12 protein-coding genes and 1 pseudogene are annotated in these 15024 nt (G+C 69.4%); 7 read left to right on the top strand and 6 right to left on the bottom strand.

All coding sequences use genetic code 11. The features are described 5' to 3' along the window. Positions 1–53 precede the first annotated feature (53 nt). Positions 54–614, top strand: coding sequence for a hypothetical protein (locus ACXJY8_RS22395; RefSeq protein WP_463773975.1), 561 nt, complete (start codon positions 54–56; stop codon positions 612–614). Positions 615–771: 157 nt separating this feature from the next. Here ACXJY8_RS22395 and ACXJY8_RS22390 read toward each other — a convergent pair whose 3' ends face one another. Both ACXJY8_RS22390 and ACXJY8_RS22385 read right to left on the bottom strand, forming a co-directional pair. After that, positions 772–2169 (bottom strand): O-antigen ligase family protein, encoded by a 1398-nt coding sequence (locus ACXJY8_RS22390; protein WP_463773973.1) that lies wholly within the window; start codon positions 2167–2169, stop codon positions 772–774. Positions 2170–3165: 996 nt separating this feature from the next. Then, positions 3166–4517 (bottom strand): IS3 family transposase gene (locus ACXJY8_RS22385; RefSeq protein WP_463773284.1). Its coding sequence is split into 2 segments (ribosomal slippage): positions 3166–4181 and positions 4181–4517, totalling 1353 coding nucleotides; the frame shifts between segments, so codons are not numbered across the junction. A gap of 128 nt (positions 4518–4645) precedes the next feature. On the opposite strand from ACXJY8_RS22385, the gene ACXJY8_RS22380 reads away from it, so the two are divergent. The 3 genes from ACXJY8_RS22380 to ACXJY8_RS22370 all read left to right on the top strand — a co-directional run bounded on the left by ACXJY8_RS22380 (position 4646) and on the right by ACXJY8_RS22370 (position 6826). Continuing rightward, a complete protein-coding gene (locus ACXJY8_RS22380) occupies positions 4646–5800 on the top strand; it encodes a glutathione-independent formaldehyde dehydrogenase (RefSeq protein WP_463773969.1) in 1155 nt (384 codons plus the stop codon). An 80-nt stretch (positions 5801–5880) separates the two neighbouring features. Then, positions 5881–6210 carry an FmdB family zinc ribbon protein gene (locus tag ACXJY8_RS22375; RefSeq protein ID WP_463773965.1) on the top strand — a complete coding sequence of 110 codons (330 nt, stop codon included), beginning with the start codon at positions 5881–5883 and terminating at the stop codon, positions 6208–6210. A gap of 49 nt (positions 6211–6259) precedes the next feature. Then, positions 6260–6826 carry a type 1 glutamine amidotransferase domain-containing protein gene (locus tag ACXJY8_RS22370; RefSeq protein WP_463773961.1) on the top strand — a complete coding sequence of 189 codons (567 nt, stop codon included), beginning with the start codon at positions 6260–6262 and terminating at the stop codon, positions 6824–6826. A gap of 169 nt (positions 6827–6995) precedes the next feature. Here the strand turns inward: ACXJY8_RS22370 and ACXJY8_RS22365 are convergent, their stop codons facing one another. After that, entirely contained in the window at positions 6996–7679 is a 684-nt protein-coding gene (locus tag ACXJY8_RS22365) for a type 1 glutamine amidotransferase domain-containing protein (RefSeq protein WP_463773957.1), read from the bottom strand. Positions 7680–7773: 94 nt separating this feature from the next. Continuing rightward, a complete protein-coding gene (locus tag ACXJY8_RS22360) occupies positions 7774–10473 on the bottom strand; it encodes an excinuclease ABC subunit UvrA (protein WP_463773953.1) in 2700 nt (899 codons plus the stop codon). An 818-nt stretch (positions 10474–11291) separates the two neighbouring features. On the opposite strand from ACXJY8_RS22360, the gene ACXJY8_RS22355 reads away from it, so the two are divergent. The 3 genes from ACXJY8_RS22355 (at position 11292) to ACXJY8_RS22345 (ending at position 14225) form a co-directional block, all read left to right on the top strand. Continuing rightward, complete coding sequence (locus tag ACXJY8_RS22355; RefSeq protein ID WP_463773949.1) at positions 11292–11870, top strand: SRPBCC family protein; 579 nt, start codon at positions 11292–11294, stop codon at positions 11868–11870. A gap of 11 nt (positions 11871–11881) precedes the next feature. After that, positions 11882–13051 carry a zinc-dependent alcohol dehydrogenase gene (locus ACXJY8_RS22350; RefSeq protein WP_463773945.1) on the top strand — a complete coding sequence of 390 codons (1170 nt, stop codon included), beginning with the start codon at positions 11882–11884 and terminating at the stop codon, positions 13049–13051. Between the two features lie 334 nt (positions 13052–13385). Further along, complete coding sequence (locus tag ACXJY8_RS22345) at positions 13386–14225, top strand: aldo/keto reductase (protein ID WP_463773943.1); 840 nt, start codon at positions 13386–13388, stop codon at positions 14223–14225. Positions 14226–14310: 85 nt separating this feature from the next. On the opposite strand, the gene ACXJY8_RS22340 is transcribed toward ACXJY8_RS22345, so the two are convergent. After that, the gene (locus ACXJY8_RS22340) at positions 14311–14850 is read right to left on the bottom strand and encodes an AAA family ATPase (protein WP_463773940.1); all 540 of its coding nucleotides are present in this window, start codon (positions 14848–14850) and stop codon (positions 14311–14313) included. A 19-nt stretch (positions 14851–14869) separates the two neighbouring features. After that, a pseudogene (locus tag ACXJY8_RS22335) lies at positions 14870–14986 on the bottom strand (hypothetical protein); the annotation flags it as partial. Positions 14987–15024 lie beyond the last annotated feature (38 nt).

Raw genomic sequence — 15024 nt, 5'->3', positions numbered from 1 at the left:
CCATGCTGGCGGCCGTGATCGGCCCGGCCTGCGCGATCGGTTCAGCGAGGGACATGTCTCAGACGTCGAAACGCCGCCTGTTCCTCGAACGGGTCTCCTGCCGGACGTCCGGACAGTCGCTGCAGCCCCTGAGCCTTGAGGCCGAGTTCACCCGTGAGCACGTCGACATCGCCTGCCAGGCCCTGTCGCTGAAGCTGATCTCCCTGGTGGAAGTGGACGACGACGGCAATTACGCGTTTCGGATCACGCGGCCCGGGATGCTCCTGCTCGACGGGCAGGTCGAGGCGGCGGCGGCCCTGATCGATCGGGGGCTCGGGATTCGCCGGCTCACCGCGCCGCCGCCCTGGGGCCTCATCGGCAGCAAGCTCCGCCCGGGGGGACCCGGCATGTCGCTGAAGGGGAGCGGACCGCGCGCCTACGCCACGCAGCTGATCCTGGCCGTCGCCTCCGGACACGCGATCGTGCAGGGCGACATCGTGCGCGGCAATGCGAACGCCCCCCGGGCCGGTGGCGCCGGCGCCGGCAGCGAGCCGCCGCGACGGGGCGAACGGCTCGGCACCTCGGCGCCCATCCGCGAATGGGGCTGGAGCAAGGATCGGGATCGATCCCCCTGACCCGCGGCGGGCCCGGGCTTTCCGCCTCGTCCTGGCGTCTCGCCTCCTCCAGGCTTCTCCTGGCCTCGCGGCCTTTTCCGCCCCGGCGGGTCTTGCCCCCCGGTGCGTCTTGCCCCCCCGGGTCTCCCCGCGCCCGGGCCGTCCGGAGCGGCGGCCCTCAGGCCGGCGCGGCCGAGGCCGCCCCGGCGCCGACCCGCGCCGGGTCCGGCGGCTGACCGGGCGCCGGCCTGTCGACGCTCAGGCGCCGGGATCGTCCGAGCCCGCAACCCACGATGGCGGCGAACACCACGGCGTAGCCCGGGATCTGCAGGGAGAAATCGACCATCGAATGCAGGGTGCCGAGCCCCCCGACACTGAGCGCCGCGACCACGACCGACCGGTCCCGCCCCCGGCCCCTGTTGCGGCAGACGCGCCAGAGGGAAACGATCGCCGCGCCCCAGAGCGCGCAGAGGACAACCAGGACCGGCACGCCCCACTCGACGGCGATCTCCAGGGGCGTGCTGTGGGCGATGTCCCAGACGCCGAACATCCCCAGGGCCTCGCCGCGATAGGGCGGAAAGGCCGCCTCGAAGGAGCCGGCCCCGTGGCCGAGCCAGGGGCGGTCCGCCACCATCGCCAGGGCGATCCGATACATTTCCAGGCGACCCGGATCGGCAAAGCCGTGGCTCTGGACGCGCTGACCGACCTGCCCGCCCCAGGTCTCGATCAGGGCGAGGCCGGCGACGACCGCGCCCAGCGCGATCCGCTTCCGATAGCGCCGGACGGTGACGTAGCTGGGCAGGAGAAGGATCAGGGTCAGCGCCAGGGCCGCCATCGTCAGCACGAGGCCGGCGCGGGAGCCGGTGAGCGTCACGGCCGCGAGGCAGGCGAGGCATCCGGCGATGGTGGTCGCCCGCCAGAGGCGGCGGCGCAGCCGCGTCGAGCCGGACCAGGCCCGGAGCGCCAGGACGAGCCAGAGGACCGCGACGCTGCCGAAATAGGTCGCGGCCGTGTTCCGGTTGACGAAGGTGCCCGTCAGGTTTCCGACATAGGCCGTCTTCGTGGCCCAGAGCACGCGATCCGGCTCGAGCTCGAGCTGGACGATGCCGATCCCGGCGTAGAGAAGCCCGGACCAGGCGATCACCTGGAAGAGCCGCGTGGCGGCCTCGCGATCCAGCCCGATCGGCAGGGCCCGCAGCGCCGTCAGGGCGAACAGGAGGGACGGGCCGAGGGTGTCCCACGGCAGGGCCGCGATGCCCGAGGCGCGCGGCGGCAGCGTCCGGTCGATCTGCGGGGCGACGGCGGCCCAGATCGGGTCCGGCGCGATCCCCCACGGGTCGGGCAGGAACTGGAGAAGCGTGACCGCCAGGACGACCAGGAGCGACAGCACGATCCAGGCGGCCGGCCGCCGGAGGGACTGCAGGACCCGGCCCCACGGGGCGCTCAGGCAGCTGAGCGCGACCGGGATGAGGAACAGGCCGGTCCAGAGCGGCTCGATCGCGCCGAACGGCAGGGGCGCCGCGGCCACCACCAGGTACAGGAGCCCGCGCGAACTCCAATCAACCGCCTTCAGCACAGGGCCCGTCCCGGATCACCACGTTCGGCGGATCGAAGCCGACATCCACCCGCGCCACCCTGACGTCCGAGGCCGATCCCGCGCAAGCCTCCGCGGGCCTCCGCGGGCCTGCGCGAGCCGTCAGCGTGCGAGAGGCCCTCGGAACCCGCGCCCCGGCGACGGATCGGCCGGATGCCGGCCCGCCGGAGCGGAGCAGAGACCGTCGGCGAACGAAGAAACCCGCCGCGGCCGAAGCCGGGCGGGCATGGGCGTGAGACCTAACGGTTGATCGGGCGTCGACCTCAACCCGTCGATCTCACACGATACGCCATCGATTCGCAGCAACAATCCAGCAACAGGCACGAAAATCCCGCCCGAATTGCTCCGGGCGGGTGAAGGTGACGGCTCCCAAGCTTCAGGAGGTTCCCAATAGACGCGCGACGACCGCACGATCATCCGCGGCAGGGGCCGTTTCGACATCGCCCCGGACGCCGCGGCTCGCACATCGCCGGCCATGGCGGGTGCCTCGACCAGATGGAGCCCGCCTCGGGGCGGGCGCGAATCCGCCGGAGATCGCGGCCGGCGCGCCGCGCGCATTCGAACCGGTGACGTCGCTTTTGGGGGAGATCGTTGGAGCGGGCGATCGGGATCGAACCGACGACATTCAGATTGGGAAGCGTAGCTCAATCTGGGAGCCAACTCGACACTAAGCGTTTGTTAGTGAGGAAGTGATTGAAGGAATTGCGATTTCCGCCCAGATCTGTTCATCTGAGCCTTGGTATCCGGCGCTGCTGTCGTTGTACGGCGTTGTATGGAGGACGAGATGGGCAAACAAGCTCGACAGCATCGGATCGCAATGCCGCAGCCGGTCGTCCTCCGTGCCATGGCATCTGTTTCTCCCAAGAACGATGTGCCTCTTATCAACGCGACGTTCGTGTTGACCTGTCCGTCGTCAGATGATTTGGGACATTCAGCGGTGTTCAGGAGCGGAGGCTCTGGTCCATCTGGGGTGAGAGGTTAGGCAGCGTGCGCGTGGTGGCGCAAGCGGCGATCCATGAAGGTCTGGCGCTTGATGCGTTCCCGCTCGGCCAGGATCCCTTCACCGCGTCCGAAGTAGACGTCGGCGGGCGTGAGGTTGCTCAGGCTCTCATGGGCTCGGGCATGGTTGTAGTGTTCGACGAAGTTGGCAACCTGCGTCTCCAGCTCGCCGGGCAAGTAGGCGTGTTCAAGCAGGATGCGGTTCTTGAGCGTCTGGTGCCAACGCTCGATCTTGCCCTGCGTTTGAGGATGGCATGGCGCGCCGCGGATGTGGGTCATGGCCCGAATGCCGAGCCAGTCAGCTAGGTCGCTGGCGACGTAGCTCGGCCCATTGTCGGAGAGCAGGCGTGGCCGCGGCATCACCCGCGCCTGATCGAGCCCAGCCGCACCCAGCGCCAGGTCGAGCGTGGCGGTGACGTCGCTGGCCTGCATCGTCGTGCACAGCTTCCAGGCGACGATGTAGCGTGAGAAGTCGTCCAGGACCGTCGACAGGTAGTACCAGCCCCAGCCAACGACCTTCAGGTAGGTGAAGTCCGTCTGCCAAAGCTGGTTGGGCGCGGTGGTCTTATCGCGGAACTCGTCGGCGGCCTTGATGACGATATAGGCCGGGCTGGTGATCAGGTCCTGAGACTTGAGCAGCCGGTAGACGGTCGCTTCCGAGACGAAGTAGCGCCGCTCGTCGGTGAAGCGTACCGCCAGTTCACGCGGGCTGAGTTCAGGCTGCTCCAAGGCCAGAGCAACGATCTGCTCGCGGATCTCCGCAGGTAGGCGGTTCCAGACCCGGCTTGGCTGCGAAGGATGGTCATTCAACGCCTCGGGGCCGCCGCGCTGGTAGGCGTCGTACCAGCGGTAGAACGTCGAGCGGGTGATGCCGAGCTTGTCCAGGGTAGCGCGCACCGGCAGGTGGGATTGCTCGACGAGCCGGATGATCTCCAGCTTCTCGGGGGCCGGGTACCTCATGCCTCGTCGCCCCCAGCCCCGCTCATGCTTTTTTTGAGCAGACGGTTCTCCAGGACGAGATCAGCTACGACCTCCTTCAGCGCCCCCGTCTCGCGACGGAGGTCCCGCACCTCATCCGTAGTGGCCGCACGAGACGTGTCGCCGGACAGGCGCTTCTTGCCAGCCTCCAGGAACTCCTTGGACCAGCCGTAGTACATCGAGGCGGCGATCCCCTCACGTCGGCATAACTCGGCGATGCTGTCCTCGCCCCGCAAGCCTTCCAGCACCACACGGATCTTCTCCTCGGACGAGAACTGCCGACGTGTGGCCCGACGGATGTCCTTGATCACCGCTTCTGCCGGCTTCTTGGCCGGTCCGGATGTCTGCTTCATCTTCGCTCCTCAGGGGCTACGATGAACCAGCCATCCTCCGTTCGTGAAGACCCTCAATCTGTCCCATAGGTGCTGACGTCGGACATACTCCTTTAACCTGGCAAACAGCTTCAGGTCAGGAGAGCGCGATGCGAGCAGTCGTCTATAATGGCCCCCGCGATGTCGCCGTGCAGGACGTGCCCGACGCGCGGATCGAGCGGCCGACCGACGTGCTGGTGCGGATCACGAGCACCAATATCTGCGGCTCCGACCTACACATGTACGAGGGCCGGACCGACTTCCCGCGCGGGGGTGTGTTCGGACACGAGAACCTTGGCCAGGTGGCCGAGGTCGGTAAAGCCGTCGATCGGGTGAAGGTCGGCGACTGGGTCGCCATCCCCTTCAACATCGGCTGCGGGTTCTGCAAGAATTGCGAGCGCGGCTTGAGCGCATACTGTCTGACCACGGCCGATCGCAGCGTCATGCCGAACATGGCCGGCGCCGCGTACGGCTTCGCCGATATGGGGCCGTATCGGGGCGGCCAGGCCGACCTGCTGCGCGTCCCCTATGGGGACTACAATTGCCTGACATTGCCGCCGGATGCGGAGGAACGGCAGAACGACTACGTGATGCTGGCCGACATCTTCCCGACCGGCTGGCACGCCACCGAACTCGCAGGCCTGCGTCCCGGCGAGTCGATCGTCATCTACGGCGCCGGCCCGGTCGGCCTCATGGCGGCCCTCTCGGCGATGATCAAGGGCGCCAGCACGGTAATGGTCGTCGACCGCCATCCCGACCGCCTGCGCCTCGCGGAATCGATCGGCGCCGTGATCATCGACGACTCGAAGGGCTCCCCGGTGGATCAGGTGCTCGCCTTGACGAACGGCGTCGGGGCCGACCGCGGCTGCGAGTGCGTCGGCTACCAAGCGCACGATCCGCAGGGTCACGAGCACCCCAACATGACGATGAACGATTTGGTCAGGTCGGTGAAATTCACCGGTGGCATTGGCGTGGTCGGCGTCTTCACGCCCGAGGATCCGGCCCCGCAGGACCCGCTTTACAAGAAGGGTGAGATCGTGTTCGACCACGGCCTCTTCTGGTTCAAGGGTCAGACAATCGGCGTCGGCCAGTGCAACGTGAAGGCCTATAACCGGCGGCTGCGCGACCTCATCTCGGCCGGCCGCGCGAAGCCGTCCTTCATCGTCTCGCACGAGCTTCGTCTGGGAGAGGCGCCGAAGGCCTACAAGCACTTCGACGCGCGCGACGATGGCTGGACCAAGGTGGTCCTCAAGCCCGCCGCCTGACCGGCCGAGCCACCTGCCGGGCCAGGCAGCCACTCGCCCGGCCTTTTACCCTCTGCCGGACGCGCGCGCGTGAGGACGCCATGCCGATCTACGACTACGCGTGCGACGCCTGCGGGCCGTTCACGGCCCTACGGCCGATGGCGCAGTTCCAAGACCCCTGTGCCTGCCCGGAATGCGGCGCCGGGGCCGCACGGGCAGCCTTGAGCGCACCGGCCATCGTCGGCGGCAACGCTGGTGGCCGCGCCGCCTTCGCGGCGACCGACCCGAGCGCGTCCCCCGCGCGCCCGGCTTCGGCGGCCCATCCCGCCGGCTGCGGCTGCTGCATACGCCGCGCGCCCCTTCCGGGCGCCCTGTCCGCGGGCGGACGGGTCTTCATGGCGCACGGGCCGAGCCGTCGCACTTTTCCGTGATGGCGCCCGCACGAGGCGGCACGCCCCCCAATCTGACCGAGGAACAGCCATGGCTTCCGACACCCTCAACGGCCTGAAGATCGCAATCCTGATCACGGACGGTTTCGAGCAGGTCGAGATGACCGAGCCGCGCAAGGCGCTCGACCAAGCCGGCGCCGAGACCCGGATCGTGTCGCCGAAGGACGGCGCGGTGAAGGCCTGGAAGTTTACCGAATGGGGCAACCAGTTCCCGGTGGACGTACCCCTGAACAGCGCGCGCCCCGAGGACTACGACGCGCTGCTACTCCCGGGCGGCGTGATCAACCCGGACACGCTCCGAACGATCCCCGAAGCCGTGGCGTTCGCGAAGAGCTTCCTCGACGGGGGCAAACCGGTCGCCTCGATCTGTCACGGCCCCTGGACCGTCATCGAGGCGGGCGCGGCGCGCGGGCGACGCCTGACCTCCTGGCCGTCGCTCCAGACCGATCTCCGGAATGCAGGGGCCGATTGGGTGGACGAGCCGGTGGTCGTGGACGGGAACCTGGTCACCAGCCGCAAGCCCGACGACATCCCGGCGTTCAACCAGGCGGTGATCACGCTGTTCGCCGGTGCACGCGGGGGCGTCCGGCCCGCGTGAGCCGCGAGGAACGCGACCGGGTCGCTCCGGCATCGCCGTCCGGCGGCTGCCGCAGGTCCTCGCGCGCGAAGCGTTGCTACTGCTCGGCGTGGCAGGCGTGCGGCTCAACCGGTCGAAGATCCAACCTTGCGGAAGAGCGGGCAGGCGGGCCGCGAAAGCCCCCGAGCGGTCATCGATCGCCGAGATACTGTTTGAGGCGCTCGGCCGCCGGTCCGGACGAGGCCGGGTTCTGGCCGGTGATCAGCAGCCCGTCCCCGACCACGTACGGCTCCCAGTCCCCGGCCCTGGAGAACGCGCCGCCCTTTCGCTTGAGCTCGTCCTCGACGAGGAAGGGGACCACCGCGGTCAGGCCCACGGCTTCCTCCTCGGTGTTCGTGAAGCCGGTGACGGCCTTGCCGGCGACGAGCGGCGTGCCGTCGGGCGTCTTGGTATGGCGCAGGACGCCGGGGGCGTGGCAGACCAGGGCGACGGGCTTGTCGGCCCGGAGCGTCGTCTCGATCAGCCGGATCGAGGCGGGGTTCTCGGCGAGGTCCCAGAGGGGGCCGTGGCCGCCGGGATAGAACACCGCGTCGAAGCCTTCGTGGGTGACGCCGTCCAGCCGGCCCGTGTTCGACAAGGCGGCGTTGGCCTCGGGGTCCGCCTCGAAGCGTCGGGTCAGGTCGGTCTGAGCACCCGGCTCGCTGCTCTTGGGATCGAGCGGCGGACGGCCGCCCTTCGGCGAGACGAGGACCACCTCCGCACCGGCATCCTTGAAAACGTAATAGGGCGCGGCGAACTCCTCCAGCCAGAAGCCGGTCTTGCGGCCGGTGTCGCCGAGCCGGTCGTGGGAGGTGAGCACCATCAGGATCTTCATGGTCGTTCTCCGGGGCTGGTCTGGGTCTGGCGTTCTGGATGCCGTCACGCGCTTTCGGTACTGATCGAGCCCGGAATCCGGGTCGACGGGGCCATCAGGGATGTCGGGGCTGCCAGCTCCCACCGGCGTCGGCCTCAAGCTCCTCCCGCAGATACGGCGCCGTGCGGCTCGCCCGCGTCCCGGCCACCACCTCGGGCCGGCCGGCCGCCACGATCGTGCCACCCAGGTTTCCGGCACCGGGCCCCACATCCATGACGTGATCGGCCCCCGCGACGACGCGCATGTCGTGCTCGACCATGACGACCGTGTTGCCCGCATCGACCAAGCCGTTGAGCTGGAGCATGAGGCGATCCACGTCGGTCGGGTGCAGCCCGGTCGTCGGCTCGTCGAGGACGTAGAGCGTGCCACCGCGCTGCCCCCGCTGCAACTCGGTCGCGAGCTTGATGCGCTGGGCCTCCCCGCCGGAAAGTTCGGTCGCGGGTTGGCCGAGGCGCAGGTAGCCCAGGCCGAGATCCCGCAGCACGAGGAGCGGCCGCAGCACGGCGGGCTCGTCCGCGAACGCGTCGCAGGCGCGCTCGACGGTCAGCCCGAGCACGTCCGCGATGGTCAGCCCGTTCCAGGTGACCGCCAGCGTCTCCGGCGCGTAGCGGGACCCGTGGCAGGTCGGGCACGGCGCGTAGACGCTCGGCATGAACAGCAGTTCGACGCTGACGAAACCCTCGCCCTCGCAGGCCGGGCAGCGGCCCTTCGCGACGTTGAAGGAGAAGCGGCCGGCGTCGTAGCGGTGCCGGCGTGCCTCGGGCGTGGCGGCGAACAGCTTGCGGACGGCGTCGAACAGGCCGGTATAGGTCGCGAGATTCGAGCGGGGCGTGCGCCCGATCGGCTTCTGATCGACCTGGACCAGACGCCGGACCCCGTCCAGGCCGCCGACGATGCGCCCTTCCGTCGGACCCGGGGCATCGTCGAGGGGATCCTCCGGCTCGTCCCGGGTGTCGATGGGCTTGCCGAGCCGGTCGCCGACGAGGTCCAGCAGGGCTTGGGCGACGAGGCTCGACTTGCCGGAGCCCGAGATGCCCGTGACAGCGGTGAGGCAGCCCAGCGGGAACGAGGCCGAGACCCCGCGCAGGTTGTTGCGGACGATGCCCTTCAGGTGCAGCCATCCCGAGGGCTCGCGCCGGGGACGCCGCGGCGGCTCGGCGAGGCCGAACAGGTGTAGGCGCGTGCGCGACGCCGCTACCTCCCGCAGGCCCTCCGGCACGCCACTGTAGAGCACGGTGCCTCCGTGCTCGCCCGCCTCCGGGCCGACATCGACCAGCCAGTCGGCGCGACGCATCGTGCCGATATCGTGCTCGACGACGAAGAGCGAATTACCGGAGGCGAGCAGCCCCGCGAGCGCGTCGTGCATGGCTTCGCCGTCGGCGGGGTGCAGCCCCGCCGTCGGCTCATCGAGCACGTAGGCCACGCCGAAGAGCTGCGAGCGGAGCTGGGTCGCGAGGCGCAGGCGCTGCAGCTCGCCCGACGATAGGTTCGTGGTCACCCGGTCCAGCGACAGGTAGCCGAGGCCCAGCTTTGTGAGCGTCCCGATCCGGTCGATGAGATCGGCGGCGAGGCGTTGGGCGGCGAGCCGTTTCTCGATGGAGAGGTTCGGCGTCGCGCGCACGTCCGGCGCACCGGTATGCGCCGACGCCCCAGAGGCCGCACGCCGAGCTCGGTCCCGCCGACCCGCCTCGCGATCGAGCGTCCCGAGGTCGGCGCTCGCGGCGGTCTCGGCATCGGGCAGCCGGTCCTCGGCGACGGGCCGCATCACCTCGGCGAGGTCGGTGAGCGGCAGACGCGACAGATCACCGATATCGAGGCCGGCGAAGGTGACCGAGAGCGCCTCGGGCTTCAGGCGCTTGCCCTGGCAAGCGGGGCAGTCCTCGCTGACGAGGTAGCGTGCTGCCCGTCGGCGCATGAGGGCGCTCTGCGAGTTGGTGAAGGTGCCGAGGACGTGGCGGCGGGCGCTCGTGAAGGTGCCCATGTAGCTCGGCTCCATGCGGCGCTTGCGGGCGAGCCGCGCCTGCTCCGGGGAGAGCCCGGCATAGACGGGCTCCTGCGGTTGGTCGTCCGTGAACAGGATCCAGTCCCGGAGCGCCCGCGGCAGGTCCTTCCAGGGCGTGTCGACATCGACCCCCCGGCTGACCAGGATATCCCGAAGGTTCTGCCCGCCCCAGGCCTGCGGCCAGGCCGCGACGGCGCGCTCACGGATCGTCAGCGAAGGGTCGGGCACCATGGACGCTTCCGTGGCGTGGTAGACCCTTCCGAGCCCGCCGCAGGACGGGCAGGCACCCTGGGGCGTGTTGGGCGAGAAATCCTCCGCGTAGAGCATCGGCTGGCCCGGCGGGTAGGTGCCGGCCCGCGAGTACATCATCCGCACGAGGCTCGACAGGGTGGTGACGCTGCCGACCGAGGAGCGGGCGCTCGGCGTGCCGCGCTGCTGCTGGAGGGCGACGGCCGGGGGAAGCCCCTCGATGGCGTCGACGTCGGGGACGCCGACCTGATCGATCATCCGCCGGGCGTAGGGAGCGACCGACTCGAAGTAGCGCCGCTGGGCCTCGGCATAGAGCGTACCGAAGGCGAGCGAGGACTTGCCGGAGCCGGAGACACCCGTGAACACCACGAGGGCGTCGCGCGGCAGCTCCACGTCAACGTCGCGCAGGTTGTGCTCCCTGGCGCCCCTCACCGTGACGTAGCCCGGGCGTCCCGCGCCCGATCGAGCCATCCCGACGAGGTTTCTCGGCTTCGGCTGATCCATGAAACTCTTGTCCTCGATGCGCTCTCTCCCGCAGGACACCCCTCGTCGCCGCGCCGACGAGAGGTTCCGGAGCGCGGGAGCGGCCCTCTCGCGGAGCGCTCCCTGGCGCCGACCTGCTTTCGGATGGCCGCCAACGCTGCGTTATCTCCGGGGCCTTGTCGAACGCCTTTGGCTCAAGACGAGTCGAGATAGTGTCGGCCGTCCGGCGGGGAACCCGGATCCGTCCTACGTGACATGCCGGACGGGCAAGCGCTCAAGCCTTCACCGCGGGCGCCGCCTGGAGTTTGGCGCGATGCGCGCCACGCCATCCTTGCGCGCGCGGCGAGGCAATCCAGAACTGCGCCACACTGACAGATGGCGCACTGCCCTGGGTCGCGTCGCTGCGCGCGCGCGATGCCGGGTTGGGCCGGACAGGTCTGCGTCAAGCATCTTGAAACGGCAGGCTCTCGGGCTGTGGCGATGGTTTTCGCCGCCGGATCGCCCGCGAAGCGTGTGTTGTCGAGCGGATGACATCAGCGGCGCGTGCCGACAACGGGACCATCCTTAGGGACACCCCGCATCAAACCAATCCGCTCCAGCCGATGTTCTCCAACCGCGACATGATCGGGCTGTTCGGAGTCGGTCACGCCGCATCTCGACGCGCCGCCTGACCATCGCGCCGGCGCGCGTCGCAGCAATCCGATCAAAGGGGGTGCCCCATGGCTGTTCGATACAGCAACGGCAGAACGCGCGACCAAAGGGAGCCCGATCGCGCTGCGACGGGCTCGCGGGCGCATGCCGGGTCCGGCTTCGGTGGCGTTGGATGGGCGCTGGCCGGTATGGCGGCCCTCGCCGTCCTCGGCGCCCAGCGGCTCGATCCGGCGCATCGCGGGCGGGCGCGGGAGACCGGCGCGGCAAACGGCTGGGGCGACGAGCCCGAGGTCGCATACGCCATCCCCATCGAGCGCCCCGCCGACGACCTCTATCGGGTGTGGCGCGACCCTGCGACCCTCCCGCGCATCCTAGGCTTCCTGGCCGAGATCCGCCCGACCGGAGATGGACGGAGCGAATGGCGCGTCGGCGGCCAGCTCGGCCGAAGCCAGGCCTGGGTCATGCAGATCACCGAAGAGCGGCCCGGCGAACTGATCCGCGCGAGCGCGGACGGAAGCGGCGCCCTCGTGACCGAATGCGAAATCCGCTTCCGCGCGGCTCAGGCCAATCGCGGCACAATTGCCACGTTGCGCGTCCGCTTCGATCCGCCCGGGGGCATGCTCGGCGACGTGGCCGCCCTCCTCTTCGGTGGCGTCGTGCCGAAAGAAATCGCGTCGAAGGCACTCCGCTTTTTCAAGAGCCTTGTTCTGACGGGCGAGATTCCCACCACGGACCGCCAGCCGGCGGCCCGGCGCGATTCCCGCTGAGGAGCTTGATCATGCGTGCGCTCTACTGGAACGGCGTCAACGACCTGCGCGTCGGGACCGTCAAGGATCCCGAGATCGTCAATCCGCGCGACGCCATCTTGAGGGTCAAGCTGTCGACCACCTGCGGCTCAGACCTGCATTTCATCGACGGCTACATCCCGACCATGAAGGCTGGTGACGTGATCGGCCACGAGTTCATGGGCGAGGTCGTCGAGGTCGGGTCGGAGGTGCGGCGGGTGAAGAAAGGCGATCGGGTCGTCGTCCCCTCGTTCATCGCCTGCGGCGAATGCTGGTATTGCCAGGAGAAGCTGTTTTCGCTCTGCGACTGCACGCACCCGAAGCCCGAACTCCAGGAGCCGCTGCTCGGATACCCGACGGCCGGCATCTACGGTTACACGCATGCCTTCGGGGGTTATGCGGGATCCCACGCCGAGTATATCCGCGTGCCGCATGCCGACGTGGATTGCTTCACGGTGCCCGAGGGCGTCGCGGACGAGACGGCGTTGTTCCTGTCCGATGCCGCGCCGACGGGCTACATGGGCGCCGATTTCTGCAGCATCCGGCCGGGCGACACGGTCGCGGTCTGGGGCTGCGGCGGCGTCGGCCTGATGGCGCAGCAGAGCGCGCGGCTGATGGGGGCCGAGCGGGTGATCGCGATCGACCGCTACCCCGAGCGGCTCCGGATGGCGCGCGAGCACGCCGGATCCGAGACGCTCGACTACACGCAGGTGCACAGCGTCCTGGAAGCCTTGAAGGAGATGACGGGCGGTCGCGGGCCGGATGCCTGCATCGATGCGGTCGGGATGGAGGCGCACGGCACCGGACCCCAATACGCCTACGACCGCGTGAAGCAGGCGCTGCGCCTGGAGACGGACCGCGGCCAGGCGCTGCGCGAGGCCATCATGGCCTGCCGCAAGGGCGGCACCCTGTCGGTGCTCGGCGTCTATGGGCTGATCGACAAGTTCCCCATGGGCGTCATCATGAACAAGGGCATGACGGTGCGCACCGCCCAGCAGCACGGGCAGGCCTACATGGACCGGTTGCTCGCGCATGCCGCGAAGGGCGAGCTCAACCCGGCCTACCTTGCCACGCACCGCTTCAGCCTCGAGGACGGACCGCGCGGCTACGACATGTTCAAGCACAAGACGGACGGCTGCGTGCGCGCTGTGTTCGCGCCGTAGGCGCCGCCCAGAGCAGGCCTACCCGTGTCGAGCCGGCGGGGCCGCCCAGCCCTATACCCTACGATGTTCGCATATCGCGAGCCGAGGGCACTCTCCTCCCCCGTGTGGGGAGGAGTTGGAGGTGGGGGTGGTGCAGGAGGCACCGTTACGCTCAATCCTGCACCACCCCCACCCCTGGCCCCTCCCCACAAGGGGGAGGGAAAAGCGCCCTTCTTTCAAAGCGATGATGTCAGAAACAGACATGTGAATCGGCGAGTCCCTCTACCCGGGGGTGGATCAGGCCGACACATCCGGCGCTGCGGAGCACGCACCGTCGCCGCGAGGAGGGAAGAAGATGGAGCAGCGCCCGTTTGGTCCCGTGCCCCGCGCGGTTTCGGTGATCGGCCAGGGAACGTGGTACATCGACGACGCGCACCGGCCTACCGCGGTGGCGGCCCTGCGCCGCGGCCTCGACCTCGGCATGACCCATGTCGACACCGCCGAGATGTACGGCGACGCCGAAAACGTGGTCGGCGAGGCGATTGCCGGACAACGCGAGGACGTCTTCCTCGTCTCCAAGGTCGTCCCCAGCAACGCGTCGCGGGCCGGGACCGTGGCGGCCTGCGAACGCTCGCTCGCGCGCCTGCGCACCGACAGGCTGGACTGCTACCTCCTGCACTGGCCCGGTCCGCACCCGCTCGCGGACACCTTCGAGGCCTTCGAGCGGCTTCGCGAGCAGGGCAAGATCCTGTCCTGGGGGGTGAGCAACTTCGACGTGCCCGAGCTCGAGGCCGCCTGGAAGGCCGGGGGCGAGGGCCGGATGGCCTGCGACCAAGTGCTCTACCATCTGGAGGAGCGGGCGATCGAGCACGCCGTCCAGCCCTGGTGCGAGGCGCATGGCGTCGCCGTCGTCGCCTACAGCCCCTTCGGTCACGGCAGCTTCCCGAGCCCGCAGACACCGGGCGGCCGCCTGCTGGAAAGTATCGCAACCCACCACGGCGCGACCGCACGTCAGGTCGCACTCCGGTTCCTGGTGCGGCGGCCGTCAACCTTCGCGATCCCGAAGGCATCGAGCCCCGAGCACGCCGCCGACAATGCGGGCGCGAGCGCGCTGTCGCTGACGGAGGCCGAGCTCGCCCGGCTCGACGCGGCATTCCCGCTTGATCCGCGGCCGCGTCTTCTGCCCATGCTGTAGGGCCGTGGTGCCCGCTCGGCCGGAGCCGGCCGCGGGCGACCTCCTCCAGGCGCTGCTGGCATCGTTCGCCTGGAGGAGGTCGCACTCAGCGCTGGGGTAGGAAACCGATCGGTTGGCGCTGCGGGCTCTCCTGCTTCAGGGTGCGCACCATCTCCTCGTAGTCCCGCTCCATCTCCGGAGTGACCGAGGGCCGGGTTTCGCGGGTGGCCTGCTCGAAATGCGCACGCTGCACCTGGGAGGCCTCCAGCGATTCGCGCAGGGCCAGCAGTCCGGCACGGCGGGTGAGATCCTCCAGATCCGCGCCGGTGAAGCGGGCGGTGCGCTCCGCGATCACGTCGAGATCGACGTCGTCCGCGAGCGGCATGTCCTGCGTGTGAATGGCCAGGATCCAGCGACGGCCCTCTATGTCCGGAACCGGTACGTAGATGAGTTCGTCGAACCGTCCCGGGCGCAGCAACGCCGGATCGAGCAGATTGGGGCGGTTGGTGGCCGCCATCACGACGACGCCCTGCAGTTCCTCCAGCCCATCCATCTCGGCGAGGATCGTGTTGACGACGCGCTCCGTGACGGCGGGCTCCCCCAGGCCCCCCGCCCCGCGCAGGTGCGAGGCTGTCGATCTCGTCAATGAAGATCACCGTCGGAGCAACCTGCCGGGCCCGTTGGAACAGGCGCGCGACCTGCTGCTCGGATTCGGCGTACCATTTCGATGGGAGATCGGAGTATTTCGTCGCGACGAAGTTCGCCTCCGCCTCGCGCGCCACCGCCCTGGCCAGCAGCGTCTTGCTGGTGCCCGGCGGCC

Source organism: Methylobacterium sp. TK31 (genome assembly GCF_055361545.1).
This window is presented reverse-complemented; position numbering and strand designations above follow the sequence as displayed.

What these genes read in the sequence shown, in the direction of transcription:
- ACXJY8_RS22375 (WP_463773965.1), top strand. Translation starts at nt 5,881, where the DNA reads ATGCCGATCTACGACTACGCGTGCGACGCCTGCGGGCCGTTCACGGCC.
- ACXJY8_RS22345 (WP_463773943.1), top strand. Translation starts at nt 13,386, where the DNA reads ATGGAGCAGCGCCCGTTTGGTCCCGTGCCCCGCGCGGTTTCGGTGATC.
- ACXJY8_RS22360 (WP_463773953.1), bottom strand. Translation starts at nt 10,473, where the DNA reads ATGGATCAGCCGAAGCCGAGAAACCTCGTCGGGATGGCTCGATCGGGC.
- ACXJY8_RS22370 (WP_463773961.1), top strand. Translation starts at nt 6,260, where the DNA reads ATGGCTTCCGACACCCTCAACGGCCTGAAGATCGCAATCCTGATCACG.
- ACXJY8_RS22395 (WP_463773975.1), top strand. Translation starts at nt 54, where the DNA reads ATGTCTCAGACGTCGAAACGCCGCCTGTTCCTCGAACGGGTCTCCTGC.
- ACXJY8_RS22380 (WP_463773969.1), top strand. Translation starts at nt 4,646, where the DNA reads ATGCGAGCAGTCGTCTATAATGGCCCCCGCGATGTCGCCGTGCAGGAC.
- ACXJY8_RS22355 (WP_463773949.1), top strand. Translation starts at nt 11,292, where the DNA reads ATGGCGGCCCTCGCCGTCCTCGGCGCCCAGCGGCTCGATCCGGCGCAT.
- ACXJY8_RS22350 (WP_463773945.1), top strand. Translation starts at nt 11,882, where the DNA reads ATGCGTGCGCTCTACTGGAACGGCGTCAACGACCTGCGCGTCGGGACC.
- ACXJY8_RS22365 (WP_463773957.1), bottom strand. Translation starts at nt 7,679, where the DNA reads ATGAAGATCCTGATGGTGCTCACCTCCCACGACCGGCTCGGCGACACC.